Below are 26,697 nucleotides of genomic sequence, written 5' to 3' on the forward strand. Positions count from 1 at the left end.
TTCACCCAACGCCCCGGTCGGCCCATCCCCATGGGCCGACCGTCTGCGTCTGTACCCACGCCCACCCGAGATCCGCACCCTGTCGCGCGCGGCGGGCGGTCCCGCCATGCCAACCCCCGCACCGACTCTCGGGATCTGCACTCGGAATAGGGCCCTAGAGCCAGTGCGGATCCCGAGAGTGTGCGCGGATTTTGTCGTCAGCGAGGCGAATTAGAGGCTGCACACCGCTTGTGTGCGCGGGGGCCTCGTTGCGCGCGAATTGTGCAGCTGCGCACGGTATTGCCAGCAATTTCGTGTGCAACTGGCTGAAAGGTGCGCGGGGCGCGGCGATCCTCACCGGTGCGCAGTGGGCGGAGTGGCGCGTGATGGAAGTCGCCGCGCACGAGTTGTGCTACCGCGCGCGGAATTGCTGGCAATACCGTGCGCGGCGGGCAAAGAGATGCGCGGCGGACTGCTTTGTCGAGCCGGTGCGGGTGGCGAGGGCCCTGATGAGGCGGGTGACCGGGCTTTCGGCGTTGTGGGTGGCCAACTCGCGAATGCGGTCAGATGCGGGGTGGGCCTCGCCGCGCACGAATTATGCAGCCGCGCACGGGATTGCTGGCAATTTCGTGCGCAACTGGCTGAAAGGTGCGCGGGGGCGCGGCGATCCTCACCGGTGCGCAGTGGGCGGAGTGGCGCGTGATGGAAGTCGCCGCGCACGAGTTGTGCTACCGCGCACGGGATTGCTGGCAATACTGTGCGCCGGCGGGCAAAGAGATGCGCGGCGGGCGGCGGTTTGTCTATCCGGTGCGGGTGGCGAGGGCCTTGGTGAGGCGGGTGATGGGGCTTTCGGCGTTGTAGGTGGTGGCCAGTTCGTGGAGGCGGTCGGGGTCGGCGGGGGTGGTGGGGAGGGTGTCGGGGCGGGAGAGTTCGACTTCGGCGTCGCAGACTACGCGGACTACGGGGGCTGCTGCCTTCAAATAGTCTTCTGCTGCACGGAGTTTGGCGCGGATACCCTGGGAGAGGTCGGCTTCGGGGTCTTCGACTGCGGCTACCAGTGCCTCCAGGGAACCGAATCGGGTGATCAGCAGCGACGCGGACTTCTCGCCGATGCCCGCGACGCCGGGCAAGCCGTCCGAGGCGTCGCCGCGCAGGGTGGCGAGGTCCGCGTAGGCGCGGCCCGCATTCTCCAGCGGCACACCGTATTTGGTGGAAACCTCGGCCGGGCCGAACAGCTCTGCCTTGGCCAGTCCACGTCCCGCGTAGAGCACCCGTACGGGCGGCTTCGGTGAATCGCGGACGAGTTGCAGCAGGTCGCGGTCGCCGCTGACCACCACGACGTCGTCACTGGTCTCGCGGGTCGCCAAGGTGCCGAGCACGTCGTCGGCCTCCAGCCCCTCGGCGCCGCCGGTCGCGATCCCGGCCGCCGCGAGCACCTCCATGATCATGTCGACCTGCGGGGTCAGCGTGTCCGGCACCGTCTCGGCGCCCGGACCTGCGTCGGCAGAGGTGTCGAGCCGATGCGCCTTGTACGACGGCACCAGTTCGACGCGGAACGTGGGCCGCCAGTTCAGGTCGAGGCACACCACCAACCGGCTCGGCGCATGCTTCGTGATCAGCGACGCGACCATATCGGTGAACCCGCGCACCGCATTGACCGACCGCCCGTCCGGCGCGGTGATCTTTTCGGGAATCGCGTGAAAGGCACGGAACCACAGGCTCGCCCCGTCCAGGAGCAACAGCGGTCCACCGGAGGTCGCAGCAGAAGTCACGCGCTGAGGCTACCTCCCACCCCCGACAAACCCCCGACGATCCGGCCCGATGTGCGAGCCGCAGTGCGGTCGACGCATCGAGGCCACGACAGTCCTGACCGGACTTCTCGGAGCCCAATCCAGTGCGTTCAGCAGGCACGTGCCGAATCCGTGCCCTGCCTCCATATCGGCCAGCGGGGGTTCAGCGCCCCGCCAACTCCGGAGCAGGCATCCCCACATGCGCCGATCGGGTCCCACTCGACGACTTCCGTCTTCGCAAAGTTGGTCGTCTTGTCACACATCTTTAGACCGGTCGACGGCTGTGCGAGGCGCCGAGCGAGTGTGCGAAGACGGTGCGGTTCTGCGAAGTGGAGTGGGGGTGCTCGGGTTCGCGTGCGCGGGTCGGACAGGTAACGTCGGATGAATGAGCTCGCATACGGATTCCAGGTTCGCGGCGGACGTTTACGGTAAGCGGTTGGAGCGGGCGGTGGAGCTGATGCGGGCCGCTCATCAGGACGCTTTGCTGATCACGCCGGGCCCGGATCTGCGGTACCTGATCGGGTCGGCCGCCGAGTCGTTCGAAAGGCTGACCTGCCTGGTGATCCCCGCCGATGGCGCGACCCCCTCGGTGGTCATTCCGAAACTGGAACTGGCCTCACTGGAAGGATCCGCGGCCGGCGAACTCGGCCTGCAGGTCCTGGACTGGGTCGATGGCGTCGATCCGTACGGCATCGTGAAGTCCGCGCTGCACGCCGGCTCCCGCGTGGCCGTCGCCGACGCCATGCCCGCACTGCACCTGATCCCGCTGGCCCAATCGTTCACCGGCCTGCCCGCCTCCGCCACGCCGGTGCTGCGCGAACTGCGCATGATCAAGGACGCCGCCGAGATCGACGCGCTGCGTCGCGCCGGTGCCGCCATCGACCGGGTGCACGCGCGAATGAGTGAATTCCTGCAGGTCGGACGCACCGAGGCCGAGGTCGGCGCCGATATCGCCGCCGCCATCGTCGAGGAAGGCCACACCGAGGCCGCGTTCGTCATCGTCGGCAGCGGCCCGCACGGCGCCGACCCGCACCACCACGACTCCGAGCGCCGCATCGAATCCGGCGACGTCGTGGTCATCGACATCGGCGGCCCGGTCGACCCCGGCTACTACTCCGACTCGACCCGCACCTACGTCCTCGGCGAACCCGACCCGAAGATCGCCGCCAGCTTCGCCGCCCTCGAACAGGCCCAGGCCGCTTCCGTAGCCTCCGTCCGTCCCGGCGTCACCGCCGAATCCGTCGATGCCGCCGCCCGAAACCTGTTGACCGAAGCCGGTTTCGGCCCCGCCTTCGTGCACCGCACCGGCCACGGCATCGGTCTCTCGGTCCACGAAGAGCCCTACATCGTCGAAGGCAACGACCTGATCCTGCAGCAGGGCATGGCCTTCAGCATCGAACCCGGCATCTACTTCCGCGGCAACTGGGGCGCCCGCATCGAAGACATCGTCGTGGTCACCGAAGACGGTTGCGAGTCCATGAACCTGCGGCCGCACGGGCTCACGGTCCTGTAACCGGCCACTGCGTCCCGGACCGCGCCCGCTCTGGAGCACAGAGCGAGCGCGGTTCCTTCGGCGGCTCGGAGCTGCGTGCTGATCAGCGATCTGCTTGCCGTGATCACCCGAGATATGTTGCTGAACAGGTGATCACGAGGAAATGGTGTCATTGGTCTCTCTCGACCGATGCCTGCATCAGTTCCCTGTGATCACCTGTCCAGCAGCCGGCTGATGTACCAGCGGAGGGTTCGCATCTGGGTTGGGTGTCAGTCGTAAACCCGGCGATCGACGGTCTGTCAGTCGACCACATCCGCACCGTCTATTGGGATCGTTCTAGAGCCTCAGGCTGGCTGCAGGTCCACGAAAGTGGTGCGGCTGCAGACGTATTCGCGCCGGGACTGCCGTTGCGTGTGCTACACCGCTGCGACTTAGGACTCGGTCGAAGGCGACGGCGGGGTCGATCGCCAGCACAGCCTGACGGCGCTTCAAGACCGCGCCTTGGAACCGACGCTGACCCTATGTCAAGCAGCGGAAGGTCCGCCGCGGCCATCCGCGAACCAGTACCCGCAATGCACCGAGCTGCTCGATGCTCGGCGCGACCGGGTCCAGCGGCCTGGCGGCTGGGTATTCGGATGGGCGCGGTCATGGGGACACGGCGTGCGATCGTTGCCTCTTGTGGCATCGAAATCCGCTGCCCGATCCGACGTGCTACTGCGGGCTAGGGGGAGTGGAAGGTGTTCGGTGGACGTCCTTCCGCGAACCGGCACCTGCATCGAGCTGCTTGATGGCTCGGCACGAATTGTGGCCGGCTGTTCGGATGCGCGCGTGGTGAGGAGACGGCGTGGTCTGGTGCGACCGTTGCCTGTGGTGTGGCATCGAAATCCGCTGCCGGTGCTACTGCGGGTCGGCGGCTGCGGTGGCCAGGGTGGAGCTGGACAGGACGCGGTGGACTTCGATCGCGATGACTACTCGGGTCGGGTTTTCGCGGGGGACTCGGTAGCGGCCTGCGTAGCGGGTTTCTGCCTCGGCGACGGCGTCCGGGGCGTCGAGCACGGTGGCTGGGCCCTCCAGGGTGAGCCAGCGTCGTCCCTCGACCTGGCTCACGGCCGCGTAACCGCCCCGGCGCACGTTGCGCACCTTCGCCGAGCCGCCGTCGGTGATCACCCTGGCGATCCCCGCTTCCGGGTCCCAGGTGAATCCCACCGCGACGACGTGCGGTGTCCCGTTGGCGCGCAACGTGGTCAACGTGGCCAGGTGCCGTTCGATGACGAACTCGAGCGCGGCGGGCGAAAGCTCTACGGTCTGCGTCGGCATCCCTCGACGGTAGCCGCCGCCCCGGGGCCGACTCCGCAGGGGCACGATGGCCGTGCGGTCCGGCTCACTTGCGCGATGTCCGAACTCCCCATCCGTTCTCGAGGTCTCCGCACCCAGCTTGGACTTCGAGTGGCACATGGTGGAGGCGAGGCGAAAGAGTCTCGCGTTGGTGCCACTCGATGGATTGCAGCGTGATCAACGGGCCCTCACCGAGGCCGTTTTCGTGAAACGGCTCAGCCGTGACCGTTCGTCGTGGGGTGACGCGGGTGGGCAGGTGCGGAATGACAGACTTAGCGCATGGGATTGCGAGGGATTGCCGAGGGGACGGTGCTGCTGCTCGGTGGGCGCAGCGAGATCGGGCTCGAGGTGGCGCGGCGGCTGGCACCGGGGCAGGTGGTGATTCTCGCAGCACGGCGCAGTGGCGACCTGGCGGAGCAGACCGCTGCGCTGACGGACGGCGGGGCGGCGGCCGTGCACTGCGTGGAGTTCGACGCCGACGACACGGCGAACCATCCGGCGTTCTTCGAGAAGATCGCGGCCGAGTACGGGCAGATCGGCGTGGCGGTGCTCGCCTTCGGCGTGCTCGGCGATCAGGCGCGGGCCGAACAGGATCCGGCCCACGCGCTCGCCGTGGTGCACACCGACTACGTCGCCCAGGTCAGCGTCCTCACTACACTCGCGAATCTGCTTCGCGCGCAAGGCGAAGGACAGCTCGTCGTGTTCAGTTCGATCGCAGGTGTGCGGGTCCGCCGGGCCAACTACGTGTACGGATCGGCTAAGGCGGGCCTCGACGGTTTCGCCAGCGGACTCGCGGATGCGTTGCACGGCACCGGCGTTCATCTCCTGCTGGTGCGCTCCGGCTTCGTCATCGGCCGGATGACCGAGGGCATGGACCCGGCACCGTTCTCCAGCACCCCCGATCAGGTAGCCGCCGCGGTGGTCAAGGGACTGCACAAACGCGCGGGAGTCGTCGTGACGCCGGCCATCCTCCGCCTCGTCTTTTTCGCGATGCGCCTACTGCCCCAAGCGATCTGGCGCCGGATGCCGCGGTGACCGGTCGGCAGGGCGACACGATCCGGTCGGCGACGCCATGTCGTCGCGCGGGTATCGCGCAACGTGCTGGGGTGACGGCCGATTGCCGCGGGATGCGCGCGCTGTCAGGTGAACTCGGATGACGGTGGCGTGGTCGGGGCCGCCGGTTGTGGTAGCGGGGATCGGTGCTGACGGATGGGATGGGTTGGGGCGGTCGGCGCGGGAGGCGATTGCGTCCGCCCAGGTGATTTTCGGGTCGGCGCGGCAGCTTGATCTTGTGCCGGAACGGGATTCGGTGGGGGAGCGGGTGGTGTGGCCGTCGCCGTTGGTGCCTGCGTTGGCTGGGTTGTTCGAGCGGTATGCCGGGGCGCGGGTGTGTGTGCTGGCCAGTGGGGATCCGATGTTTTATGGGATCGGGGTGACGTTGGCGCGGTTGTTGGGGGCCAACGCGCTGCAGGTTTTGCCGCAGCCGTCGTCGGCGTCGTTGGCGTGTGCGCGGTTGGGGTGGGGGTTGGCGGAGACGCCGGTGGTCAGTGTGGTGGGGCGGGCGTTGGAGACGGTGCTGCCGGAGCTGGGGGATGGGCGGCGGGTGCTGGTGCTCAGTGCCGATGAGCAGACGCCGGGACTGCTGGCGGAGTTGTTGGGGCGCAATGGGTTCGGCGATTCATCGGTGACGGTATTGGAGCAGTTGGGTGGTCCGGCGGAGCGGATCGAGGCGGGGATCGCGAAGCAGTGGCAGCGGCCCGCTGGAGATCCGCTGAACATCGTGGCGATCGAATGCGTCGCCGACCCGGAACATGTTCGGGCGACGCGATTGCCCGGCCTGCCCGACGAATTGTTCAGCGGCGACGGTCAACTCACCAAGAACGAGGTGCGCGCGCTGACCCTGTCCGCATTGGCGCCCGCACCCGGGGAACTCCTGTGGGACATCGGCGGCGGCTCGGGCAGCATCGCCATCGAATGGTGCCGTACGAATCCCAGTTGCCGTGCACTCACTTTCGAACAACTCGAACGTCGTCGACGCCAGATCGCGGACAACGCAGCCACTTTGGGCGTCCCACACATCACTGTGCACGGCGAAGTGCTCGCGGAATTGCACAGCACCGCCGAATTCCCTTCGCCGGACGCGATTTTCCTCGGCGGCGGCCTCACCCAGCCTGGCCTGTTCGAGACATGCTGGTCGCAGCTGCGCCAGGGCGGCAGGCTCGTCGCCAACGCGGTGACCGCGGAATCCGAATCGCTGCTGCTCAGCTGGGCGGCCAGCCACGGCGGCACGTTGCGGAAGTTTCAGATCTACCGTGCCGAGCCACTGGGATCTTTCACGACATGGCGCCCGCAACTGCCGGTCACGCAGTGGTCAGTTGTGAAACTGCACAGTGAATGATCGCAAAATGAGGTCCACGGATGAGAGGACCGCATCCCAGCAGGTAGGGTCGGGGCCGAGATCCGGTCATGATCGGAAATCCGGTTCCTGATGGGGAGATAGATGAAATACAAGAAGTTCGCCGCTACCGCACTTTTGGCCATCGCCGCGACCGGCATCAGCGCGGGCACCGCGTATGCCGCGCCCGTTCCCGCGCCGCCCGCCGCGCAGGATCAAGCCGCCGCACCGACCGTCAAGGGCCAGGACCAGGGCATCAGCTACGCCCTGCAGCTGGCCGACGCGGGCAAGTCGGTCGTCACCAACGTCACCGGCGGTGCGTTCAGCCTGGCCACCGACAAGCAGTCGGTCACCTTGACGAATGCCGCGGGTGAGACCGTCACCACCATCCCGCTCACCCAGACCGCCAAGGGCGAGCAGGTGGCGATCGCCGCCACCATCGCCGACGACGCCAAGCAGCTGACGCTGACCCCGCAGGTCGCGCCGACCGCGAACGCCCCGGTCGCCGCCGAGTTCATCGGCGCGCAGGACTGGTTCTTCGCCGAGCTGCAGCGCAGTTCGCTGGGCGCGCTGGTCGGCGGATTGATCGGCGCCGCAGTCGGAATCCTGTTCTTCGGTGTCGGGATCCTGCCCGGTGCCGTGCTCGGCGCGATCATCGGCCTCGCCGTCGCGGGCGGGCCGTCGCTGCTGAACGCGGGCATCGCCTACTTCAGCGGCCAGCCCTGAAAACCCTGATTCTGGGCGGTACCCGGGAAGCCCGGGAACTTGCCGCCATCGCGGCCGGCGAGCAAGGATTCGACATCGTCTCCTCGCTCGCCGGTCGCGTTCGTGACCCCCTGTTGCCGGTCGGCGCGGTGCGCGTCGGCGGCTTCGGCGGGGTCGAGGGCCTGCGGGAATGGTTGGTGGCCAACGAGATCGAGGCCGTGGTCGATGCCACCCATCCGTTCGCGGGCGTCATCAGCGCGAATGCCGCCGCAGCGGCGGCGGATCTGCCGCTCGTCCATCTGCGACGGCCCGGCTGGTTCGAACAGTCAGGCGACCAATGGATTCGGGTCCCCGATCTCACCGCCGCCGCGAAAACCGTTGATGAGCAGGGCGATCGCGTCTTCTTGACCATCGGCCGTCAGGGCGTCGGCGCTTTCGCCGAGCTGACTCGCCCCTGGTTTCTGATCCGCGCCATCGACCCACCTGAGGGTGCGTTACCGTCACAACACGAATTATTGCTCGCCCGTGGACCTTTCACGGTCGACGACGAAACCCGGCTGCTAGCAGACAGGCGCATCGACCTGCTGGTCACCAAGGACAGCGGCGGCGACCAGAACGGCGCCAAGCTGACCGCCGCCCGCTCGGCGGGCCTGCCGGTCGTCATGATCGACCGGCCGTCGCTGCCCGAGGGCGCCGTGGCCATGGAAAGTGTTGCCCAGGTCTGGGATTGGCTTCGCTCAGTTGCCGAGTAGTTCGGGCAGCCGGTCGAACCAGTCGAGTACCGCGCGTTCGTATCCGATGCCGAAATCCAGCGTCGCGCGTGCGAAGGCGGGCATGCAGCTGGGGTCCTCGGCGAGGTACTTGGTAAGTCGCTCCTGGTGAATCTCCTTGTTGGCGGCGATCATTCGATCGAGATGCGGTCGATCGAGGTGGTCACCGAAGGCAAGCGTCAATAGCAAGGGGAAGCGGATGTTTTCGCCACCGGGGTCGCGGGCGATCCACTCCAGGAAGGCTTCCCGCCCCGAGTCGGTGATCAGATAGGGAGTGCGCTCACGAGCGCCCGGCACACCCTTCTCCACCAAGCCCGCCGCGTCCATCGTGCCGAGTTCCCGGTAGACCTGACTTTGCGTGATCGTCCAGAAGTCGCCGATGCGTTGCTGGGCCTGGGCCACCAGATCCCAGCCCGACATGGGCCCTTCGTGCAGAAATCCGAGCAGCGACGCGGCCGTGGAGTTCAACGGCTTGCGGCTGGTCGCGGTGTTCGTCAACCGACTGCTCCCTTCGCTCTCAACCTTCCATAATGGAATGTTATACGAACGTGCGCCGGATCTCGCCGCCTGGCCTACTTACTGGTCAGCTGATCGAGACGGGCGAGCACCAGCGCCATACCCTCTTCCAACCGCGCTTGCCCGAGGCGCAGTTCGACGAGGTCTTCCTCGATTTTCTCGGTGCGCTCCTCGATCCGGTCGATGCCGTCGAGCGCCTTTCTGGTGAGAGCCGCGAGTTCGCTGAGAACATCACCCTGCTCGTCGAGTGCTTGTTCGCCGGCAGTAGCTCGGGCCTCCAGGGCTCGGGCGCGCAGCGTCAGCTCCGACAGTGTCGCGGCCAAGATCCCTCCAATCGTCAGTGCGTCAGGAGATCTTACGCGTCGGGCGAGGTCGCGTCGCCTGTGCGTGCGTAGCGCCGCGAGGTGTAAACGCGGACCCCCTGGTCGGTTTCCAGTGTCGCGGTGGTGGACGCGCCGATGATCAGCAGGGTGCGCATGTCGACGTCGGCCGGGTCGAGTTCGCTGAGCGGCACCACCCGCACCGACTCGGTCGGCCCGCCCACATCGCGGCCGAGCACCACGGGCGTGTCGGGCTTGCGATGCTCCAGCAGCAGGTCACGCATGGCACCGACCTGCCAGGTGCGCTGGGACGAGGCGGGGTTGTAGACGGCGATCGCCATATCGGCGGCGGCCACGGCGGAAAGACGTTGGGCGACAACCTCCCACGGCTTGAGGCGATCCGAGAGGGAGATCATCGCGTAGTCGTGGCCGAGCGGCGCGCCGACCCGGCTGGCCACCGCATTGGCCGCGGTGAGACCAGGCAGCACCCGCACCGGCACCCCACGCCACTGGGGATCGGCGGCCTCCTCCAACACCGCCGCCGCCATCGCGAACACCCCTGGATCACCCGACGACACCACCACGACCCGCGCGCCCCGCCTGGCCAGATCCAACGCCATCGCGGCGCGTTCCGACTCGACGCGATTGTCGCTGGCATGCCTGCGCTGGCCCGGGCGCGACGGCACCCGGTTCAGGTAGGTGGTGTAACCGACGAGATCCGTTGCGTCGGCTAGTGCTTCGTTGACCTCGCTGGTCGTCCATTCGGCCGCGCCGGGACCGAGCCCGAGGACGACAACTTGACCAGACTGATCGGCGCTGCGTTCCGGGAAAGCATTGTCAGCGAAATGATGCGCGGCCGAGCGGGATTCGTCGGTAGCGGTGGCGAGAGTAGCGCGCGGTGCGGAGGTGGCGCGAGGTTCGGTCGTAGTGGTGGCGCTGCCCGTCGACGCGGCGTTGTCGGCGAAATGATGGGCGGGCGAGCCGGATTCGTTGGTGGGACCAGTAGAACCCGTGAGCGGCGCGGAATCCTGGGCGGCACCGGGCTGGTCGGTCGTGGAAATAGTGACATGCGAGACGGCCCTCTGCTGACCGCCTGATGCGCCAGAGCTGATCGCCACTGAGTCGCGGTGCTTCGTGTGGGGTTCCGCTGCACGAGGATTCGTATGCTCGGCGTGGTCGCCCGTCGACTTGTGCTGCTTCACCGCAGGTCCCGTGTCCACGCGGGGGAGCGGCGTGGTCGGCGTAGGGCCCGGGACGAGTGTGATGGCGAAGTAGGGGACGTCGGCGTCGTCGACATCGGCGGCGCGCAGCACGCGTTGGCGGGTGCTGCTGGCGCGTTCGATGTAGTAGGCGTCGGCGAGACGACCGGAATCCGAAAGGGCCTGGCGCACACCGGGATAGGTGCGGCCGAGCTTCATGATGGCGGCGGCCTCGGTGTCGCGGAGCCGACGGGTGAGCTCGTCGACCGGCATGGTGCCGGGCAGGATGGTCAGCACCTGCTCGCCCTCGACCAGCGGGGTGCCGAGCGCCGCCGACGCCGCGCTCACCGAGGTGATGCCCGGGATGATCTCGGCCTCGAACCGATCGGCCAACCGTCGGTGCATGTGCATGTAGGAGCTGTAGAACAGCGGATCGCCCGCGGCGAGCAGCGCGACCGACCGCCCCGCCGCCAAATGCCCCGCCAGTCGCTGCGCGGCCTGCTCGTAGAACTCGTCGATCGCCCCCTGGTAACCGCCCGGATGGTCGGTGGTCTCGGTGGTCACTGGATAGACGAGGTGCTCCTCCAGCTGCCCCGCCCGCATATACGGCGCGGCAATGCCTTTGGAGATACTCCGCCCATGCCGCGCACTGTGGAACGCGATCACATCGGCCTCGGCGATGACCCGCGCCGCCTTCACCGTCACCAGCTCAGGATCGCCGGGCCCAAGCCCAACACCCCACAATTTACCTGGCACCGTTCGCAATTCAGTTTCCACCGACGCCGCGGAGTTTGTCGTCGCGTCCGTCATTCCTGTTCGCTCGCAATCGCATTCAGTGCAGAGGCGGTGATGGCGCTACCGCCCCGTCGGCCGCGGACGGTCAGGAACTCGACACCGCCGAAATCGATCAGCGCGTCCTTGGATTCCGCGGCACCGATGAAGCCGACGGGGATGCCGAGGATGGCGGCCGGTCGCGGCGCACCCGCATCGAGCATGTCGAGCAGGTGGAATAGCGCGGTCGGCGCGTTCCCGATGGCGACGACCGCGCCGTCGAGGTGCTCGCGCCAGAGCTCGAGCGCCGCTGCGGAACGCGTATTACCCATGCTCGCAGCGAGTTCCGGCACGCGCGGATCGGCGAGCGTGCAGATCACCGGATTGTCGGCGGGCAGCCGCTTACGCGTGACACCGGAGGCAACCATGTTCGCGTCACACAAAATCGGCGCCCCCGCCCGCAACGCCGCCCGCGCCGAAGCCACCACCCCTGGCGAAAACGCCACATCCCCGGCCAAATCCACCTGACCGCACCCGTGGATCATCCGCACCACCACCTGCGCCACGTCCGGCGGGAACCCGCCGAGCTCCGCCTCGGCGCGGATCATCGCGAACGAGCGCCGATAGATCTCGGCCCCGTCGGTGAGGTAGCTGGCACGCACGTCGGACATGCGGTCCACCCTAAGAGGTGTTCTCGCGGCCAGGTCGGCGCGGGTAGCTGGTGTAACCGGTTCGACGCCGACAGCTGGATCGCCCGCCGAGTCGGTGGGTCAGGTGCGGGGGCGTTCGAGGATGCGGGACATCACGATGGAACTGCGGGTGCGGCCGACGCGGGCGTTCTCGCGGATTCGTTCGACGGTCACCTCGATTTCGGCCATGTCGGTGGCCATCACGTGGATCAGCGCGTCGGCCTCGCCCGCGATCGTCCACACGCCGACGACCTGCGGGATCGGTTCGAGGGTGCGGCGCAGTTCGGCGGGGGAAATGTTGTCGCGGTAGTACACCTCGACGTACGCCTCGGTCTTCCAGCCCATCGCCGCCGGATTCACCATCGCGGTGAAACCGGTGATCTGTTTGCTCGCGACCATCTTGTCGACGCGCCGTTTCACCGCGGGCGCGGTGAGGCCGACCGCGCTGCCGATTTCCTGGAACGAGGCCCGTGCCTGTCTGAGGAGGTGCTCCAAAATCCGCCGGTCGATGTCGTCCACGTCACACTCGCTTCCTCGTTGCACAACGATTCGGTGTTTCAGGGGCGAAATGCGCAACGATTCGTTGTTCCTGGCGCAATAGTAGGCGAATTACGGTCGTGTGAGCCGCAAAATCGCGCCGACCTACGGGAGACACGTTGACGTCTGTAGCCACCCTCCGCGCCGAGTCCACCGCTCGTAAGTCGTCGCCGCGACGGTTCGTCATGTGCCGTCCGGACTACTTCGAGGTCACCTACTGCATCAATCCGTGGATGGATCCCGATGCGCCGGTCGACCGCGCCCTCGCCCTGCTGCAGTGGGAAACCCTGCGCGCCACCTACGAGGAGTACGGGCACAAGGTCGACGTGGTGCCCGGCGTGCCGGGCCTGCCCGACATGGTGTTCGCCGCCAACGGTGGACTCATCGTGGGCGACCGCGCGATGTCGGCCAGGTTCACCCACGTCCAGCGGGCCGCCGAGGGCCCGGCCTACCACAACTGGTTCGCCCAGCACGGCCTCGCCGGACTGGTCGAGGCCACCGAGATCAACGAGGGCGAGGGCGACTTCCTCCTGGTCGGCGAGCGGATGCTGGCAGGCATGGGCTTCCGCAGCTCGCTCGCCGCGCATCAGGAAGTGGCCCAGCACTTTTCGCGCGAGGTAGTGTCGCTGGAGCTGGTCGACCCGCGCTTCTACCACCTCGACACCGTCCTGCTGCCCCTCGACGACACCACCATCGCCTACTTCCCGCCCGCCTTCAGCGCGGCGAGCCAGGCGGTGCTCACCGAGCTGTTCCCGAACGCCATCGTCGCCACCGACGCGGACGCCGAGGTCCTCGGCTTGAACGGTGTCTCCGACGGCTTGAACGTCTTCCTCAGCAACAAGGCCACGGCCCTGACCGAAGCCCTGCGCGCCCGCGGCTACAACCCGATCGGCATCGACATGTCGGAACTCCTCAAGGCCGGCGGCAGCGTCAAGTGCTGCACCCTGGAAGTCCACGAGTAGCCAACCCCATCACCGCAAAATCCGCACCCACTCTCGGGATCTGCACTCAGAATTCGGCCCTATTGCGAGTGCAAATCCCGAGAGGGAGTGCGGATTTCGGTGATTGGCGGCGAGAGCGGTGACGGTCAGGTCGTCGGCGGCGAGGATTGGCGGTAGCCGGTGTCGGTGGCGATGACGTCGGTGACTGTGCCGCGGGGGCGGCCGCAGCGGCGGTCGCAGCCGGACCAGTGTTGGCGGCCGGCGACGGTCACCTCGGCTGCGGCGAGGATCGGGATGTCCTGGTGCGTAGGCTGATTCGGCTCTGCCGGAAGCACGCGCCCTGATTCGACGGCTGCCGTCACGTCGGCGCGGACATCGGTGAGTGACTTCGCGCAACCAGGTCGCCCCGCGCAGGCGCTGACCTGCAGCCAGGGGGAGTTGGCGTCGAAGATCAGGTCCATCGGGGCCAGCACGCGGACGACCTGCTCGGCGGTCCATTCGTCCATATCGGTGATGACCAGGCTGCGCCACGGGGTGATGAATACCGGACGCTCGATGGCGGCGATGAATTCGGCCGTGCGCGCGGGCAGGGAGCCGAGACGAACTCCGGCACCGAGGCTGACCAATCCGTTGTCCTGATCCAGCCAGCCGATCGGAATATCCTGGGCCGCACCGATTTCCACTCGATCAGTACCGCGAGTGAGGGCAAGCATCTCGGCCACCTGCTCGGCACCGTCCTCGATATCGTGCAGGCGCCACTGGCCCGCGTCATCGCCGCGCAGGTCGAGAAACCCCTGCGCCGCGGCGAGCATCACATCCACCGCGTCGGCGGCCGAGATCCGAATGCCGGTGTCCCGTCCCGCGAGCAGCAGCGCGAATTCGTCTGTGCCCGTGGCATGTACGCCGATATCGGCACTCAGTCCACTGACGTCCCCACGCCCGTCATCGAGCGTGAACAGCACCCGCCCGGGCAACTCGGCCAGGCGCGGCGCGGCCAGCAGCCCGGCATCGAGGACCGGAACAAGCGCATGCACATCCGCCGAACCACCGATCCGACCGGACAGCGGCGAAGCGACGATATTGCGAACCCGCTCGTGCGTGTGACTCGGCAACAACCCGGCCGCCTCGAGCCGACCGGTCAGCGCACCCGCGTCCCGCACCTGCCGCAACTGCACATTCCCCCGCGACGTCAGCTCGATATTCCCGTCCCCGAGCTCCCGCGCCGCCTCCGCCAACACCTGCAACTGCCCCGGCGTCACCCGCCCGCCGGGCACCCGTATCCGCGCCAACGGCCCATCGGCAGCTTCATGCAACCGCAGCACACCGGGACAGGAATCCGGAACACGTCGACTCATAGTCCACCCAGCGTACGTACCCCCGCCGACCGTCGACCGCCGACCACCGACAGCGACTTGACGTACGAAGGGTGTTCTTGACGCATGTTGCAGCGTGCGTCAAGAACACCCTTCGTACGTCAAGTCGGCAAGGGGGCGATGGTGGTGATTAATGGCGAGCGGTGAACGTTGGGGATCGCTAATGTGAGACATATGTCTGAAATCTCTACCCTGGCAGATCGACTCGCGATCATCGACGTGGTCACCCGGATGTTCGTCTACACCGACCAGCGTCGTTGGAGCGACCTGGTCGACGCCGTATTCACGCCGAAGGTCGATTTCGACGGCGGATTCGGCGGCCCGGTCGGTGAGCGGGACGCGGCCGACATCGTCGAGGACTGGCGGGTCGGGCTCGCTGACCTGGACGAGCTGCATCACCAGTCCGGAAACCATCTGATCGAGCTGGCGGATGACACGGCCAACGTCCACGCGGACGCCATCGCGGTACACGTGAAGAATTCCGCCACCAACGGTAAGACCCGCACCTTCGTCGGCAGCTACGCCATCGGCGCCGAGCGGACTCCGAACGGCTGGCGCGTCAACAAGTTCCACTACCAGCTCAAAGTCATCGATGGAAACGCCGATCTGACCTGACCCGCCCGATCAGCGATAGATGACGCCGGCCCTGAAGGAACGGCGGCACCTTCGCCTGTCTGTCGCGGCGCGAACGCCAGACCAGGGTTGCTGAGCGCCGTGGATGAAAGCGACCTTGGCGAATTCGGCCTGAGGCTGGGCGGGAGGCCCTACCCAGTAGGGCGACCTGCAGGGCAGCAGCGCGCGACCGGACCACGGCCGGCTTCAGGTCGACGAAGGCCCGCGCGGTGACCGCCTGAGCGGAACGCAACCGCACAGCAGGTAGCATCTGCATGCTCGACGGGCGACGAGGAAACCGGTGGAAATCCGGTGCGGTCGCGCCACTGTGAAAAGCCAGACCCTCTCCGGCGAGCAGCAACCCCCGATGGGCGCGTAACCCGAGGAAGGCCGTCACCTGTGATTCTGCTGCTGTCCACGTCCGACACCGATCTGCTGAGCGCCCGCGCGAGTGGCGCCGCGTACCGGTGGGGCAACCCCGCACGGCTGCTGGTGGACGACCTGCCCGCGCTGCTCGACGGCGCCGATCTGGTGATCGTGCGCATCCTCGGCGGCAAGCGCGCCTGGGAGGACGGCCTCGACGCCATCCGGGCCAGCGGCGTGCCGATGGTGGCGCTCGGCGGCGAGATCGCGCCGGACGCGGAGCTGATGGAGTGCTCGACCGTGCCCGGCGGTGTCGCCGCCGACGCACATAATTACTTGGCCGCTGGCGGGTCGGACAACCTGCTGCAGCTGCACAACTTCCTCTCCGACACGGTCCTGCTGACCGGCCACGGCTTCGAGCCGCCGGTGCAGCTGCCGAGCTGGGGTGTGCTGGAACGGGTTTCGGCCGAGCCGGCCGCCGATCAGCCCACCGTCGCGGTGATCTATTACCGCGCACAGCATCTCGCCGGGAACACCGGCTACATCGACGCCCTCTGCCGTGCGATCGAAGACGCGGGTGCGCGCGCCCTGCCGCTGTACTGCGCCTCGCTGCGCACCGCCGAGCCGGAACTGCTTGCGACACTGCGCCAGGCCGACACCCTCGTGGTGACGGTGCTCGCCGCGGGTGGCACCAAGCCCGCCACCGCCTCGGCGGGCGGCGAGGACGAGGCCTGGGATGTCGGCGCGCTCGCCGACCTGGATGTGCCCATCCTGCAAGGCTTGTGCCTGACCAGCGGCCGCGAACAGTGGGCCGCCAACGACGACGGCATGTCGCCGCTCGACGTCGCCACCCAGGTCGCCGTCCCCGAGTTCGACGGCCGGATCATCACGGTCCCGTTCTCCTTCAAGGAGTTCGACGCCGACGGCCTGTCCACCTACGTCCCCGACGCCGAGCGCGCGGCCAGGGTCGCGGGCATCGCGGTGCGCTACGCCCGGCTGCGGCACATCCCGGCCGATCGCAAGCGCGTCGTCCTGATGCTGTCCGCCTACCCGACCAAGCACGCCCGCATCGGCAACGCCGTCGGCCTCGACACCCCCGCGAGCGCCATCCGCTTGCTCACCGAAATGCGCACCGCCGGTTACCACCTCGGCGAACCGGGTGAGATCCCCGGCCTCGACGAGCAGGACGGCGACGCCCTCATCCACGCGCTCATCGCGGCGGGCGGCCAGGATCCGGACTGGCTGACCGCGGAACAGTTGGAGGGCAACCCGATTCGGATCGGCGCGGCCGCCTACACGGCCTGGTTCGACACGTTGCCCGAGGACCTGCGCGAGGCCGTCATCGAGGCGTGGGGCCCGCCGCCCGGCGAGCTCTACGTCGACCGTTCCGCCGACCCGAACGGCGAGATCGTCATCGCCGCATTGCGTTTCGGCAATGTGGTGCTGATGGTGCAGCCGCCCCGCGGTTTCGGTGAGAACCCGGTCGCCATCTACCACGACCCCGACCTGCCGCCGAGCCATCACTACCTCGCGGCCTACCAATGGGTCAGGTCCGCTGACGGTTTCGCCGCCGACGCGATGGTGCACCTCGGCAAGCACGGCAACCTGGAATGGCTGCCCGGCAAGACCCTCGGCATGTCCGCCTCCTGCGGCACCGACGCCGCCCTCGGCGACCTGCCGCTGATCTACCCGTTCCTGGTGAACGACCCGGGCGAGGGCACCCAGGCCAAGCGCCGCGCGCACGCGACCCTGGTCGACCACCTGATCCCGCCGATGGCCCGCGCCGAAAGCTACGGCGACATCTCGCGTTTGGAGCAGCTGCTCGACGAGCACACCAACATCTCCACCCTCGACCCGGCCAAACTGCCCGCCATCCGCCAGCAGATCTGGACGCTGATGCGCGCCGCCAAGATGGACCACGACCTCGGCCTCGCCGAACGCCCGGACGAGGAAGTCTTCGACGACATGCTGCTGCACGTCGACGGCTGGCTGTGCGAGATCAAGGACGTGCAGATCCGCGACGGCCTGCACATCCTGGGCCAGGCGCCCGCGGGGGAGAGCGAGGTCGACCTCGTGCTCGCCATGCTGCGCGCTCGCCAGCTGTGGGGCGGCGAACGGAACGTGCCCGGCCTGCGAGAAGCGTTGGGGCTGGACGAATCCGGCACCGAGGTCCGCGGCCGAGTCGACGTCGTGGAGAGCCAAGCCCGCGGACTCGTTGCCGCACTTCAATCGGCCGACTGGTCGGCGGACGCGGTCGACCGACTCGTCGACGAGTTCGCCGACTCGCTCCTCGCGTCAGCGGATAGCTCCCCGTCCGACGCCCTGACCGCCGATCCCCGACTCACCGCGGTCCGTGACGTACTCCGTTTCGCCGCAACCGAAGTCGTCCCCCGCCTCCGCCAAACCGGCATCGAGATCGACCGCGTCCTGCACGCCCTCAACGGCGGCTTCATCCCGGCGGGCCCCAGCGGCTCACCCCTGCGTGGCCTGATCAACGTCCTGCCGACCGGCCGCAATTTCTACTCCGTCGACCCGAAGGCCGTCCCGTCGCGGCTGGCCTGGGAAACCGGTCAGGCCATGGCGGATTCGCTGCTGGCGCGTTACCTCGCCGACCACGGCGAATACCCACGCTCGGTGGGCCTTTCGGTGTGGGGCACCTCGGCGATGCGCACCTCCGGCGACGATATCGCCGAAGTCCTTGCCCTGCTCGGTGTCCGGCCGGTCTGGGACGAGGCGAGCCGCCGCGTCACCACGCTAGAAGTGCTCTCGCTCGACGAATTGTCCCGTCCCCGTATCGATGTCACGGTGCGCATCAGCGGTTTCTTCCGCGATGCGTTCCCGCACGTGCTCGCCCTGCTCGACGACGCGGTGCGCATGGTCGCCGAACTCGACGAACCCGCCGAGTCGAATTACGTTCGCGCGCATGCCGAAGCCGACCTGGCCGAGCACGGCGACGCCCGCCGCGCCACCACCCGCATCTTCGGTTCCAAGCCGGGTACCTACGGCGCGGGCCTGCTGCAGCTCATCGATTCCAAGAGCTGGCGCACCGACGACGACCTCGCGCAGGTCTACACCACCTGGGGCGGCTACGCCTACGGCCGCGACCTCGACGGCGCTCCCGCCGCCGACGACATGCGCACCGCGTACCGCCGAATCGCGGTGGCGGCCAAGAACACCGACACCCGCGAGCACGATATCGCCGATTCCGACGACTACTTCCAGTTCCACGGCGGCATGGTCGCCACCGTGCGCGCGCTCACCGGCAAGAACCCCGAGGCCTACATCGGCGACAGCACCCGCCCCGACGCGGTGCGCACCCGCACGCTCTCCGAGGAGACCTCCCGGGTCTTCCGGGCCCGCGTGGTGAATCCGCGCTGGCTGGAGGCGATGCGCAGGCACGGCTACAAGGGCGCGTTCGAGATGGCCGCGACGGTCGACTACCTGTTCGGCTATGACGCCACCACCAATGTCGTCGCCGACTGGATGTACGAGAAGCTCGCGGAGAGCTACGTTTTCGACGACGTGAACCGCAAGTTCATGGAGCAGTCCAACCCGTGGGCGCTGCACGGCATTGCCGAGCGGCTGCTGGAGGCCGCCGAGCGGGACTTGTGGGAGCACCCGGAGCAGGCGACACTGGATCGATTGCGGCAGGTCTACTTGGAGACCGAAGGGGAATTGGAATAGCGGGAAAATCAACCCCCCAATTGTTGGGGGATTGGTGAATTGCGCGATCTTGCAAGGCAATTCAATCTTCGCACAACTCTCGACAACGCTGTTGCCGAGAGCGCATGATCGATGGTGTGTCATGGCTGTTCTCGGGGAAACGCCAATCGATTCGGCTAGATGATTGGAAAGCCTTATGAATATCAGGAAGTTCGTAGCAACAGCAGTTCTCACCATCGCCGCAACGGGTGTCGCCGCCGCCACCGCACACGGTGAGGCGCAGGTGGCCGATGCCGCGTTCAGCGGTGTCGATCAGGGCGTCGCGTACACGGCGGCGGTCGCGCCCGACCACTCGGGCGCCACGCTCACCCTCGCCTCCGGCACGTTCGTGCTGACGCCCGATCAGGGCATCTCTGTGGTCGCACCGGACGGATCGCTGGTCGCCACCGTGCCGACCACGATGCAGTCGGTGTCCGGCCAGCAGGTGCGGGTGGCGCCGGAAGTCAACGCCGGCGCAACCACTTTGACGCTGACCCCGGTAGGTGCGGCGACCCCGGAAATGGGGGCGCCGCAGTTCATCGGTGACGCGGGGACCACCGTGGCCGGCGTGTTGATCGGTTGCGCGATCGGGTTCTTGATCGGACTGATCTTCGCCATTGTCGGAGCCATCCCCGGCTGCATCATCGGTGGAATCATCGGCGGCATCGCGGGTGCCAACCAGCCCTGACGGGTAATTCCGGATAGTAGCGACCCGGTCGTGATCGGCGAATTCCGCCTGATCCGGCCGGGTTTCGCTTTACCGCGGAATTCCGGTGGGCTGAGGTGTCATTGCCGACCGGCCGCCCGGCGAAATCGCTCGGCGGTCGCCAGCAGCTGCTCGGTGAGCTCAGGGGCGTCCAGCACCTCGAATTCGACGTCGGCCAAACCGAGATAGCACGTGAGCATCTGCGGCGAATCCGAACCCACTTGAACCACACAGTGATCCGGCCCGTCCGGCTCGACGGTCAGCGCCGCCGGCATCTTCGCCCGAATTGCACTGGCGGACCCGGCCATTCGCACCGTCGCGCGATAACGCCAGGTCGCCGTGCCGACACCACGCTGCACCCGCTCGGCGATCTCGGCCTCCGACAGCACCCGCGAGGTGAACCGCGGGCCGTTCGGCGTCTTCGGCGCGATCCGGTCCACCCGGAAGGTGCGCCAGTCGCCGCGCCCCGGATCCCAGGCGACCAGATACCAATGGCCGCGCCAATGCACCAGCCGATGCGGCTCGACATCGCGGCGTGACGGTGTGCCGGAATGTGTTTCGTAGTCGAAGCGCAATCGCTCGCTCGCGCGGATCGCCCCGGCGACAGCGGTGAGTACCGCCGCATCCACTGTCGGCCGACCGACACCGGGCACGTGCACGGTGGCCGACGTCAACGCCGCCACCCGATTACGCAGCCGCGACGGCAACACCTGCTGCAGCTTCACCAGCGCACGCACCGAGGTCTCCTCGATGCCGGTGACCGCGCCGTTGGCCGCGGTGGCCAGGCCGACCGCGACCGCAACCGCCTCGTCGTCATCGAGCAGCAGCGGCGGCAGCGCGGAGCCCGCGCCCAGCCGGTAGCCGCCCGCGACACCGGGTGTGGCGTGCACCGGGTAACCGAGGGTGCGTAGTCGCTCGATGTCGGTGCGGACCGTGCGAGTGGATACGCCGAGGCGCTCGGCCAATACCGGGCCGGTCCAATCGCGGTGCAGCTGCAGGAGCGACAGCAGCCGGAGTAGTCGCGCGGAGGTCTCCAACATCATTCGATCATCGCAGCAATCGCGGAAGACTACCTTCCGCGATTCTCCTCGGCGGCGACTCGATCCCGGCACTCGCCGGGACGACGGCTCAGCCGACGACGGCGTTCATGATCGTGCCCGCGCTGGTGGCGACAACACCGCCGATCATCGCCCCCGCGATCATCTTCGGCGAGTCGATCGGACCACCTTGCCACTTCTCCCACGCGAATCGTCCACCGGCGTAAGTGATTCCGCAGACCCCGGAGATCAGCACCAGCCAGGTGAGGTAGCGGACCATCTGCAAGATCTTGTCCGAGACCGGCGGCGCTTCCGGCGTCGGATTGCCGATCTGCGCGAGGAGGGCGTCGTGCACAGCGAAGATGACCATGAATACGCTCGCTTCGGGGGTCGATGTGGCTCCTGCTAGCAGTGCCACTGGCGCGTTGTCTGGGTGATAGCCATGCTTGTACCGGACAGTATGTGCGGCGCCGACGATTTCGTGGAGCGTACGGAAGAACCTGTCGGGAATGTCCGATCAGCCGTGTGGGTGACACCGCCGAACGGTAGCCCGACCGATGCTGTGGCCCGGATGGCGAGCTCGCGGAGGTGCTGGGGGAGGGAAGTATTGGCTCAGGTACTCACTGAACGCGCGACGCGGAATCCCACATCGTCCAGTCGCAGTGTCGGATGGCTGCGGCGGCGTACCGACGCGCGGCAGCTCCAGTGTTCGTCGAACCAGCCGCCACCGCGCAATACCCGGTAGGAGCCGTAGATTTCGGCGTCGTAGATGTCCCAGCACCAGTCCCAGGTGTTGCCGAGCATGTCGTAGAGGCCCCACGCATTGGGTCGCTTGCCGCCCACCTCGTGCATGTGCTCGGCCGAATTGCCCCGGTACCAGGCGATTTCGTCGAGCTCGCCGTAGCGCGGGCCGGTGCTGCCTGCGCGGCAGGCGTGCTCCCATTCGGCCTCGGTGGGTAGTCGATAGCCGTCGGCGGCGTTGTCCCACAGGGCGTTCTCGTCGTCGAGTCGATACGCCGGTGTCAGCCCCTCCTGGGCCGACAGGGCATTGCAGAATCGCAGCGTTTCCCACCAGGAGACGCTGTCGACCGGCAGCCGGTCGCCTCCGCCGCTGCTCGGCCGCTGTCCGGTGACCTGCTCGTACTGTTCCTGGGTGACCGGGGTTGCCGCCAGCTGGAACGGTGCGACGGCCACCGACCAACTGCGCTGGGTCCGCCGATCCGACAGCGTCACCGTTCCCGCCGGGATGGCGGCCAGCACGGTCAGGCTCGCGTCTCGGAAACCGGCTCGTCGTGTTCCATGGCGGGCCGCACTGGATCGGGGAACACGAATTTACGCATGGCCCACCAGCGGAAAACCGTGGCGAGCAGGGTGCCGATCACGGTCGCGCTGATGAAGTCGGCGATGTTTTCCGTCAGCACCGAGACGTGCGGGGTGCGCAGCTGGAAAAGGTAGCTCGACACGGCGAGCGGCAGCTGGTTGATCACCATGCCGATGCTCGCGACCAGGAAGAACAGGGCCGCTTCGTGACGGCGCTCACGTCCGCCGCGCGCGGTGAACGCCCACTCGCGGTTCAGCACGTAGGAGACCACGGTGGCGATCAGTACGGCGACCACGTTCGCGGTTACCGGCTTGCCTTCCAGCACAGTCCATTTCAGGCCGAAGAAGAGCACCATGGTGGTGACGAAGGCGATAGCTCCGACGGTCAGGAATTTCAGCAACTCCGCGTTCCGCACGAACACGGACAGCATCCGGCTCGGCACGCGAGCGGCGACGATCTGGGCCAAGAACATCGGGACAGGTTATCCGAGGGGCACATCGGCAGTAGCGGGCGGACCGTTGCCGGGCGGCGGCCCGCGGGCGAATTCTTGGTGCGCGGCAGGTGTCGGCGAGCGGAACAGTTTGAGCACGATTCGGCGGTGGCGTTGCTAATTCGTTATCTGCGAACGGCTTTCGGACGGCGATTCGAGCGGAAGATCGTTCTCGCGGTGCTAGTACAGATGCACGAGCACACGAGCTCACCGGTTGCCGCGTCGCTCGGTGAGCCGAATGCGCGGAAGTATGAAAGCCTCATGTATCGAGGCAGGGGCCCAGAGGAAATCACTCGGACACCGGTCGGCACGACCCGCGGGGCCTCAGCTATCAGCTGAGGCCCCCGCAGTGCATCAGGGCCCGAATGCCGGGCCGGTCCAATATTCCGGGTCACGCCCGTAGTCAGGGGTGGTGTACGCGCGGTCCCACGGGGCGTCGGGGGCCAGCAGTTCCCGCCACGGGGCGACTTCCACGTACAGGACGCGCATGGCGTTCAGTGAGCCGTAATGCAGCGCCGGGCCGTCGGTGGTGACGGCGTCGTCCGGCACGGCGACCTCGAAATTGCGCTCGAGGGCCGCGCGCACGGTCGCCTCGACGCAGACGTTCGTTTGCAGACCCGCGACCACCAGACGGTGCACGCCCAGGTTGCGTAGCAGCGGCTCCAACTCGGTGTAGGCGAAGAAACTGTGCCGGGTCTTGACCAGCACCAGGTCACCCTTCTGCGGCGCGACGGCGTCCATGATCTGCGCCTTCCACTCCCGATGCTCGGTCGACAGCTTCGGCACCAGGTGCCTGCGCTGTTGCAGGTGGCGACGCGGGCGCGGGCCGGTGCCGACCAGCCCGGTCTGTCCGGCCATCATGCGGGAGTAGATGAGCGGTAAGTCACTACTGCGGGCATGCGTCGCGAGTTCGGCGCATTCGCGCACGACCTCGTCGAGTCGCCAGATCGGCGGCCAGCCCAGTGCGTCACGAACGCCGTCGTCGGCGAGGTAGGTGTTCTGCAGGTCGAGCATGAGGACGGCGGTCTCGATCATCGATGTCCTCCGCGTGCGTCGAGGGATCCCTTCCTTCGAGGGTAGGGACTTCGCGGCGCCCGCGGGCTGGATCAGTCGGCGACCTGTCCGTGGAGATCGGTTCGGCGCGAGCCGATTTGGGTGAGCCCCTGGTCGATGAATCGGATCATCCAGTCGAAACTGAGGTCGGTGTCTTCGCTCCACTGGAAGCCGTTGGACGTTTGCAGGGTGGCGAATCCGTGCAAGGCGCCGCGTATCGAGCGCATCGCGTGCACCATGTCGGTCTCGTCGATCCCGTAGCCGTGCAGGACCGCCTCCAGGGACTGCAGCAGCCGAGAACCGCTGTGCAGCATGGGATCTTCCGGTCCGCTGTAGGGCTCGCCGATGGTGGCGGCGTAGCGGCCGGGATGCGCGACGAGGTAGTTGCGGAAGGCGGTGGCGAACGCGGCCAGCGCCTCGGTTCCGGAGCGACCGTGCATGGCGTCGCGGACCTGCTGGTCGAGTTCGGTGATGGCCAGGGTGGCGATGCTGTGCCGCAGGTCGGCGAGGCTGTCGATGTGCTTGTACAGCGACGGCGTGCGCACGCCCAGCCGCTGGGCCAGCGTGCCGAGCGCGAGGTTGGCGAAGCCTACGTCGTCTGCGAGGGTGGCCCCCGCGGCGACGACGTCGGCGTTGCACAGGCCCACCCTAGGCATGGTGTTCCTTCAGGAACGGCAGGATCACCTCGGCGGTCCGCTCGGCGGAGTCGAAATGCGGGTAGTGCCCGCTGCCGTCGATCATGGCGAGGCTGCCCAACCCGGCGGGCAGTGCGGCGACGATGCGTTCGCCTTCGGCCTGCGGGCTCGGGAAGTCGGGATCGATGGCGCCCATGATGATCAGCGCGGGCTGAGTTACGTTGGGCGCCTGAGCTTCCGCGTCCGCGGGCGTCGATTGACCGGTCTTCATGAACTCGGCCATCCGGCCGGGCTCGCGCAGCCTCGCCGCGACCCCGGCCAGGTATTCGTCATAGTCGGCGTTCTTGATCGGAATGGCCACGCTCAGGTACTTCAGCCACAGGCGGAGGCTCTTGAAGATCATTGTGCCCATCAGCGGCACCATGCCGCGCCGGTGGTGCGAGTTGGTGAGCAGCGCTCCGATATCGATCTTCTGGGTCAGCGTGAACGGGTTGATCTCCACGATCGCCCGCACCAGGTCCGGCCGCCGTGCGGCGGCGATGGTGGCCGATCCGCCCGAGAGCGAGTGCCCGACGATGACCGCAGGCCCGCCGCCCAGCTTCTCGATGACCGCGAGCAGATCCTCGGCCACGTCGGTCCGGCTGATGGCCGCCTTGCCGGTTTCCGAGGCCCAGTTCATGCTCGACTCGCCGTGGCCGCGCATATCGGTGTTGACCACCCGGTATCCGGCGTCGGCCAGGAGTGGAATCAGATTCTGATAGGCGCGCCGGTCCACACCCATCCCGTGCGACAGCACCACCAGCGGTCCGGTGCCGATCTCGTCGTACGCGATCCGGCCGCCGTCGATGTCCACATACTGCGTCATGGTCTTACCCTTCGAAAAAGCTAACTGCGTTAGCCGTAAAGCTAATCGAGTTAGCCTCGGGCGTCAATCCCCTGCCGAGGATCAAGGAGTCGATGCAGGGAGGTGTGCGGGCGGTCTCTACCTCCTCGTCAAGCAGAAGCGCTACAGAAAAGACACTTGTAACTTCTTAGTTGCAACATTAGTGTTGCAACTAAGAAGTCAACGAGGTCTTCGTTGATGCTGTTAGGAAGGCTTGAGGATATGGACTTTCAACTAGCTGGCAAGACTGCCTTGGTGACCGGCGCCAGCCGCGGTATCGGCTTGGCCGTTGTCACCACGCTGATCGCGGAGGGGATGCGCGTAGTCGCCGGCTCGCGCACCATCCCGCCGGAACTCGCCGCGTCCGGGGCGATCGCGGTGCCGGTCGACCTCTCCGCCGCCGAGGGCTCCGTCCAGCTCGTCGAACGGGCTTTGACCGAGCTAGGGGAGATCGACCTGCTGGTCAACAACGTCGGTGGCGGCGACAGCGACGGCCGCCAGACCGGTGGCATCGCCACCTTCGACGACGAACAGTGGCAGCGGATGTTCGAGCTGAACTTCTTCAGTGCGGTCCGCACCACTCGTGCCGCACTGCCCAGCCTGCTGCGACGGAAGGGCGTCATCGTGAACATTTCGTCCAACGCAGCCCGGATGCCGCACGCCGGGCCGATGCCGTACACCACCGCGAAGGCGGCCTTGACCGCGTTCGGCAAGGCGCTCACCGAGGAAGTCGGCCCGCAGGGCGTGCGGGTGAACACCATCTCGCCCGGCCCGGTGCGCACCTTCATGTGGGAATCCCCGCAGGGCTACGGCGCGGAGCTCGCGCGTTCGATGGGCGTGCCGCATGCCCAACTCCTGGCGCAGCTGCCAGCGGCGATGGGGATCGCCAGCGGCCGATTCGTGGAGCCCGCCGAAGTCGCAGCCCTGGTCAGCTACCTGGCCTCACCGTTGGCCGGCAGTATCACCGGCGCGGACCACATCATCGACGGCGGTGCGATCAAGACGGCCTGACAGCTCGATGCGGCTGAAGCCCTGTCCAGTTGTCATGTGGCCGACAGGGTTTCAGAGCATGCCGGATTGTAC

General features: G+C 67.4%; 25 protein-coding genes and 1 riboswitch. Of the genes, 10 read left to right on the top strand and 15 right to left on the bottom strand.

Translation table 11 applies throughout. From position 1 onward, the window contains the following. Nucleotides 1-779 precede the first annotated feature (779 nt). On the bottom strand, nucleotides 780-1,751 hold the full coding sequence (locus ACIBK2_RS31920) for a 5'-3' exonuclease H3TH domain-containing protein (RefSeq protein ID WP_396972615.1): 972 nt from the start codon (nucleotides 1,749-1,751) through the stop codon (nucleotides 780-782). A 403-nt stretch (nucleotides 1,752-2,154) separates the two neighbouring features. On the opposite strand from ACIBK2_RS31920, the gene ACIBK2_RS31925 reads away from it, so the two are divergent. Next, complete coding sequence (locus ACIBK2_RS31925; protein WP_396972617.1) at nucleotides 2,155-3,282, top strand: M24 family metallopeptidase; 1,128 nt, start codon at nucleotides 2,155-2,157, stop codon at nucleotides 3,280-3,282. Between the two features lie 876 nt (nucleotides 3,283-4,158). Here the strand turns inward: ACIBK2_RS31925 and ACIBK2_RS31930 are convergent. Next, nucleotides 4,159-4,578, bottom strand: coding sequence for a PPOX class F420-dependent oxidoreductase (locus tag ACIBK2_RS31930; RefSeq protein ID WP_396972619.1), 420 nt, complete (start codon nucleotides 4,576-4,578; stop codon nucleotides 4,159-4,161). A 297-nt stretch (nucleotides 4,579-4,875) separates the two neighbouring features. Here ACIBK2_RS31930 and ACIBK2_RS31935 point away from each other — a divergent pair, with 297 nt between their 5' ends. The 4 genes from ACIBK2_RS31935 to ACIBK2_RS31950 all read left to right on the top strand — a co-directional run bounded on the left by ACIBK2_RS31935 (nucleotide 4,876) and on the right by ACIBK2_RS31950 (nucleotide 8,448). Then, complete coding sequence (locus ACIBK2_RS31935; RefSeq protein WP_396972621.1) at nucleotides 4,876-5,631, top strand: SDR family NAD(P)-dependent oxidoreductase; 756 nt, start codon at nucleotides 4,876-4,878, stop codon at nucleotides 5,629-5,631. A 118-nt stretch (nucleotides 5,632-5,749) separates the two neighbouring features. After that, entirely contained in the window at nucleotides 5,750-6,994 is a 1,245-nt protein-coding gene (gene cbiE, locus ACIBK2_RS31940; protein ID WP_396972623.1) for a precorrin-6y C5,15-methyltransferase (decarboxylating) subunit CbiE, read from the top strand. Between the two features lie 102 nt (nucleotides 6,995-7,096). Next, entirely contained in the window at nucleotides 7,097-7,717 is a 621-nt protein-coding gene (locus ACIBK2_RS31945; protein ID WP_396972625.1) for a hypothetical protein, read from the top strand. Continuing rightward, on the top strand, nucleotides 7,714-8,448 hold the full coding sequence (locus ACIBK2_RS31950) for a cobalt-precorrin-6A reductase (protein ID WP_396973051.1): 735 nt from the start codon (nucleotides 7,714-7,716) through the stop codon (nucleotides 8,446-8,448). The genes ACIBK2_RS31945 and ACIBK2_RS31950 overlap by 4 nt, the downstream gene beginning before the upstream one ends. On the opposite strand, the gene ACIBK2_RS31955 is transcribed toward ACIBK2_RS31950, so the two are convergent. The 5 genes from ACIBK2_RS31955 to ACIBK2_RS31975 all read right to left on the bottom strand — a co-directional run bounded on the left by ACIBK2_RS31955 (nucleotide 8,434) and on the right by ACIBK2_RS31975 (nucleotide 12,480). Further along, complete coding sequence (locus ACIBK2_RS31955; protein WP_396972627.1) at nucleotides 8,434-8,964, bottom strand: PadR family transcriptional regulator; 531 nt, start codon at nucleotides 8,962-8,964, stop codon at nucleotides 8,434-8,436. The genes ACIBK2_RS31950 and ACIBK2_RS31955 overlap by 15 nt on opposite strands. A gap of 74 nt (nucleotides 8,965-9,038) precedes the next feature. Then, nucleotides 9,039-9,305, bottom strand: coding sequence for a hypothetical protein (locus ACIBK2_RS31960; RefSeq protein WP_396972629.1), 267 nt, complete (start codon nucleotides 9,303-9,305; stop codon nucleotides 9,039-9,041). 32 nt (nucleotides 9,306-9,337) lie between these two features. Next, on the bottom strand, nucleotides 9,338-11,206 hold the full coding sequence (gene cobJ, locus ACIBK2_RS31965) for a precorrin-3B C(17)-methyltransferase (RefSeq protein WP_396972631.1): 1,869 nt from the start codon (nucleotides 11,204-11,206) through the stop codon (nucleotides 9,338-9,340). A 101-nt stretch (nucleotides 11,207-11,307) separates the two neighbouring features. Further along, nucleotides 11,308-11,943, bottom strand: a complete 636-nt coding sequence (locus ACIBK2_RS31970; RefSeq protein ID WP_396972633.1) for a precorrin-8X methylmutase — start codon at nucleotides 11,941-11,943, stop codon at nucleotides 11,308-11,310. Between the two features lie 99 nt (nucleotides 11,944-12,042). Then, on the bottom strand, nucleotides 12,043-12,480 hold the full coding sequence (locus tag ACIBK2_RS31975; protein WP_379292002.1) for an Lrp/AsnC family transcriptional regulator: 438 nt from the start codon (nucleotides 12,478-12,480) through the stop codon (nucleotides 12,043-12,045). Nucleotides 12,481-12,617: 137 nt separating this feature from the next. Between ACIBK2_RS31975 and ddaH the strand changes: the two genes are divergently transcribed. After that, complete coding sequence (gene ddaH / locus ACIBK2_RS31980; RefSeq protein ID WP_396972635.1) at nucleotides 12,618-13,460, top strand: dimethylargininase; 843 nt, start codon at nucleotides 12,618-12,620, stop codon at nucleotides 13,458-13,460. A 125-nt stretch (nucleotides 13,461-13,585) separates the two neighbouring features. Here ddaH and ACIBK2_RS31985 read toward each other — a convergent pair whose 3' ends face one another. Beyond that, nucleotides 13,586-14,794, bottom strand: coding sequence for a precorrin-3B synthase (locus ACIBK2_RS31985; protein WP_396972637.1), 1,209 nt, complete (start codon nucleotides 14,792-14,794; stop codon nucleotides 13,586-13,588). 192 nt (nucleotides 14,795-14,986) lie between these two features. Between ACIBK2_RS31985 and ACIBK2_RS31990 the strand changes: the two genes are divergently transcribed. The 3 genes from ACIBK2_RS31990 to ACIBK2_RS32000 all read left to right on the top strand — a co-directional run bounded on the left by ACIBK2_RS31990 (nucleotide 14,987) and on the right by ACIBK2_RS32000 (nucleotide 20,177). Then, entirely contained in the window at nucleotides 14,987-15,427 is a 441-nt protein-coding gene (locus ACIBK2_RS31990; protein ID WP_396972639.1) for a nuclear transport factor 2 family protein, read from the top strand. A gap of 242 nt (nucleotides 15,428-15,669) precedes the next feature. Next, nucleotides 15,670-15,791, top strand: a riboswitch (cobalamin riboswitch). Between the two features lie 32 nt (nucleotides 15,792-15,823). Continuing rightward, a complete protein-coding gene (gene cobN / locus ACIBK2_RS31995) occupies nucleotides 15,824-19,471 on the top strand; it encodes a cobaltochelatase subunit CobN (protein ID WP_396972641.1) in 3,648 nt (1,215 codons plus the stop codon). Nucleotides 19,472-19,646: 175 nt separating this feature from the next. Next, nucleotides 19,647-20,177 carry a hypothetical protein gene (locus ACIBK2_RS32000; RefSeq protein ID WP_396972643.1) on the top strand — a complete coding sequence of 177 codons (531 nt, stop codon included), beginning with the start codon at nucleotides 19,647-19,649 and terminating at the stop codon, nucleotides 20,175-20,177. 98 nt (nucleotides 20,178-20,275) lie between these two features. Here the strand turns inward: ACIBK2_RS32000 and ACIBK2_RS32005 are convergent, their stop codons facing one another. The 7 genes from ACIBK2_RS32005 to ACIBK2_RS32035 form a co-directional block, all read right to left on the bottom strand. Further along, nucleotides 20,276-21,235, bottom strand: coding sequence for a helix-turn-helix transcriptional regulator (locus tag ACIBK2_RS32005; protein ID WP_396973053.1), 960 nt, complete (start codon nucleotides 21,233-21,235; stop codon nucleotides 20,276-20,278). A gap of 88 nt (nucleotides 21,236-21,323) precedes the next feature. Further along, the gene (locus tag ACIBK2_RS32010; protein ID WP_396972645.1) at nucleotides 21,324-21,602 is read right to left on the bottom strand and encodes a hypothetical protein; all 279 of its coding nucleotides are present in this window, start codon (nucleotides 21,600-21,602) and stop codon (nucleotides 21,324-21,326) included. 242 nt (nucleotides 21,603-21,844) lie between these two features. Beyond that, complete coding sequence (locus tag ACIBK2_RS32015) at nucleotides 21,845-22,489, bottom strand: formylglycine-generating enzyme family protein (protein WP_396973054.1); 645 nt, start codon at nucleotides 22,487-22,489, stop codon at nucleotides 21,845-21,847. 5 nt (nucleotides 22,490-22,494) lie between these two features. Next, nucleotides 22,495-23,025 (bottom strand): GtrA family protein, encoded by a 531-nt coding sequence (locus ACIBK2_RS32020; RefSeq protein WP_396972647.1) that lies wholly within the window; start codon nucleotides 23,023-23,025, stop codon nucleotides 22,495-22,497. Between the two features lie 372 nt (nucleotides 23,026-23,397). Continuing rightward, nucleotides 23,398-24,078, bottom strand: coding sequence for a cysteine hydrolase family protein (locus ACIBK2_RS32025; protein ID WP_396972649.1), 681 nt, complete (start codon nucleotides 24,076-24,078; stop codon nucleotides 23,398-23,400). A 71-nt stretch (nucleotides 24,079-24,149) separates the two neighbouring features. Continuing rightward, nucleotides 24,150-24,752, bottom strand: a complete 603-nt coding sequence (locus ACIBK2_RS32030) for a TetR/AcrR family transcriptional regulator (protein WP_396972651.1) — start codon at nucleotides 24,750-24,752, stop codon at nucleotides 24,150-24,152. After that, nucleotides 24,745-25,596 carry an alpha/beta fold hydrolase gene (locus ACIBK2_RS32035; RefSeq protein ID WP_396972653.1) on the bottom strand — a complete coding sequence of 284 codons (852 nt, stop codon included), beginning with the start codon at nucleotides 25,594-25,596 and terminating at the stop codon, nucleotides 24,745-24,747. The genes ACIBK2_RS32030 and ACIBK2_RS32035 overlap by 8 nt, the downstream gene beginning before the upstream one ends. Nucleotides 25,597-25,836: 240 nt before the next feature. On the opposite strand from ACIBK2_RS32035, the gene ACIBK2_RS32040 reads away from it, so the two are divergent. Beyond that, complete coding sequence (locus ACIBK2_RS32040; protein ID WP_396972655.1) at nucleotides 25,837-26,625, top strand: oxidoreductase; 789 nt, start codon at nucleotides 25,837-25,839, stop codon at nucleotides 26,623-26,625. Nucleotides 26,626-26,697: the final 72 nt, after the last annotated feature.

The sequence above is a fragment of the Nocardia sp. NPDC050175 genome (genome assembly GCF_044459885.1).
Taxonomy (GTDB): Bacteria; Actinomycetota; Actinomycetes; order Mycobacteriales; family Mycobacteriaceae; genus Nocardia.

Bases quoted from the DNA above. Each gene is read 5' to 3' on its own strand.
- ACIBK2_RS32035 (WP_396972653.1), bottom strand. From the start codon at position 25,596: ATGACGCAGTATGTGGACATCGACGGCGGCCGGATCGCGTACGACGAG.
- ACIBK2_RS31990 (WP_396972639.1), top strand. From the start codon at position 14,987: ATGTCTGAAATCTCTACCCTGGCAGATCGACTCGCGATCATCGACGTG.
- ACIBK2_RS31970 (WP_396972633.1), bottom strand. From the start codon at position 11,943: ATGTCCGACGTGCGTGCCAGCTACCTCACCGACGGGGCCGAGATCTAT.
- ACIBK2_RS32020 (WP_396972647.1), bottom strand. From the start codon at position 23,025: ATGTTCTTGGCCCAGATCGTCGCCGCTCGCGTGCCGAGCCGGATGCTG.
- ACIBK2_RS31985 (WP_396972637.1), bottom strand. From the start codon at position 14,794: ATGAGTCGACGTGTTCCGGATTCCTGTCCCGGTGTGCTGCGGTTGCAT.
- ACIBK2_RS32025 (WP_396972649.1), bottom strand. From the start codon at position 24,078: ATGATCGAGACCGCCGTCCTCATGCTCGACCTGCAGAACACCTACCTC.
- ACIBK2_RS32030 (WP_396972651.1), bottom strand. From the start codon at position 24,752: ATGCCTAGGGTGGGCCTGTGCAACGCCGACGTCGTCGCCGCGGGGGCC.
- ACIBK2_RS31945 (WP_396972625.1), top strand. From the start codon at position 7,097: ATGAAATACAAGAAGTTCGCCGCTACCGCACTTTTGGCCATCGCCGCG.
- ACIBK2_RS31930 (WP_396972619.1), bottom strand. From the start codon at position 4,578: ATGCCGACGCAGACCGTAGAGCTTTCGCCCGCCGCGCTCGAGTTCGTC.
- ACIBK2_RS32010 (WP_396972645.1), bottom strand. From the start codon at position 21,602: ATGGTCATCTTCGCTGTGCACGACGCCCTCCTCGCGCAGATCGGCAAT.
- ACIBK2_RS31925 (WP_396972617.1), top strand. From the start codon at position 2,155: ATGAGCTCGCATACGGATTCCAGGTTCGCGGCGGACGTTTACGGTAAG.
- ACIBK2_RS32000 (WP_396972643.1), top strand. From the start codon at position 19,647: ATGAATATCAGGAAGTTCGTAGCAACAGCAGTTCTCACCATCGCCGCA.
- ACIBK2_RS32005 (WP_396973053.1), bottom strand. From the start codon at position 21,235: ATGTTGGAGACCTCCGCGCGACTACTCCGGCTGCTGTCGCTCCTGCAG.
- cbiE (WP_396972623.1), top strand. From the start codon at position 5,750: ATGACGGTGGCGTGGTCGGGGCCGCCGGTTGTGGTAGCGGGGATCGGT.
- ACIBK2_RS32040 (WP_396972655.1), top strand. From the start codon at position 25,837: ATGGACTTTCAACTAGCTGGCAAGACTGCCTTGGTGACCGGCGCCAGC.
- ACIBK2_RS31935 (WP_396972621.1), top strand. From the start codon at position 4,876: ATGGGATTGCGAGGGATTGCCGAGGGGACGGTGCTGCTGCTCGGTGGG.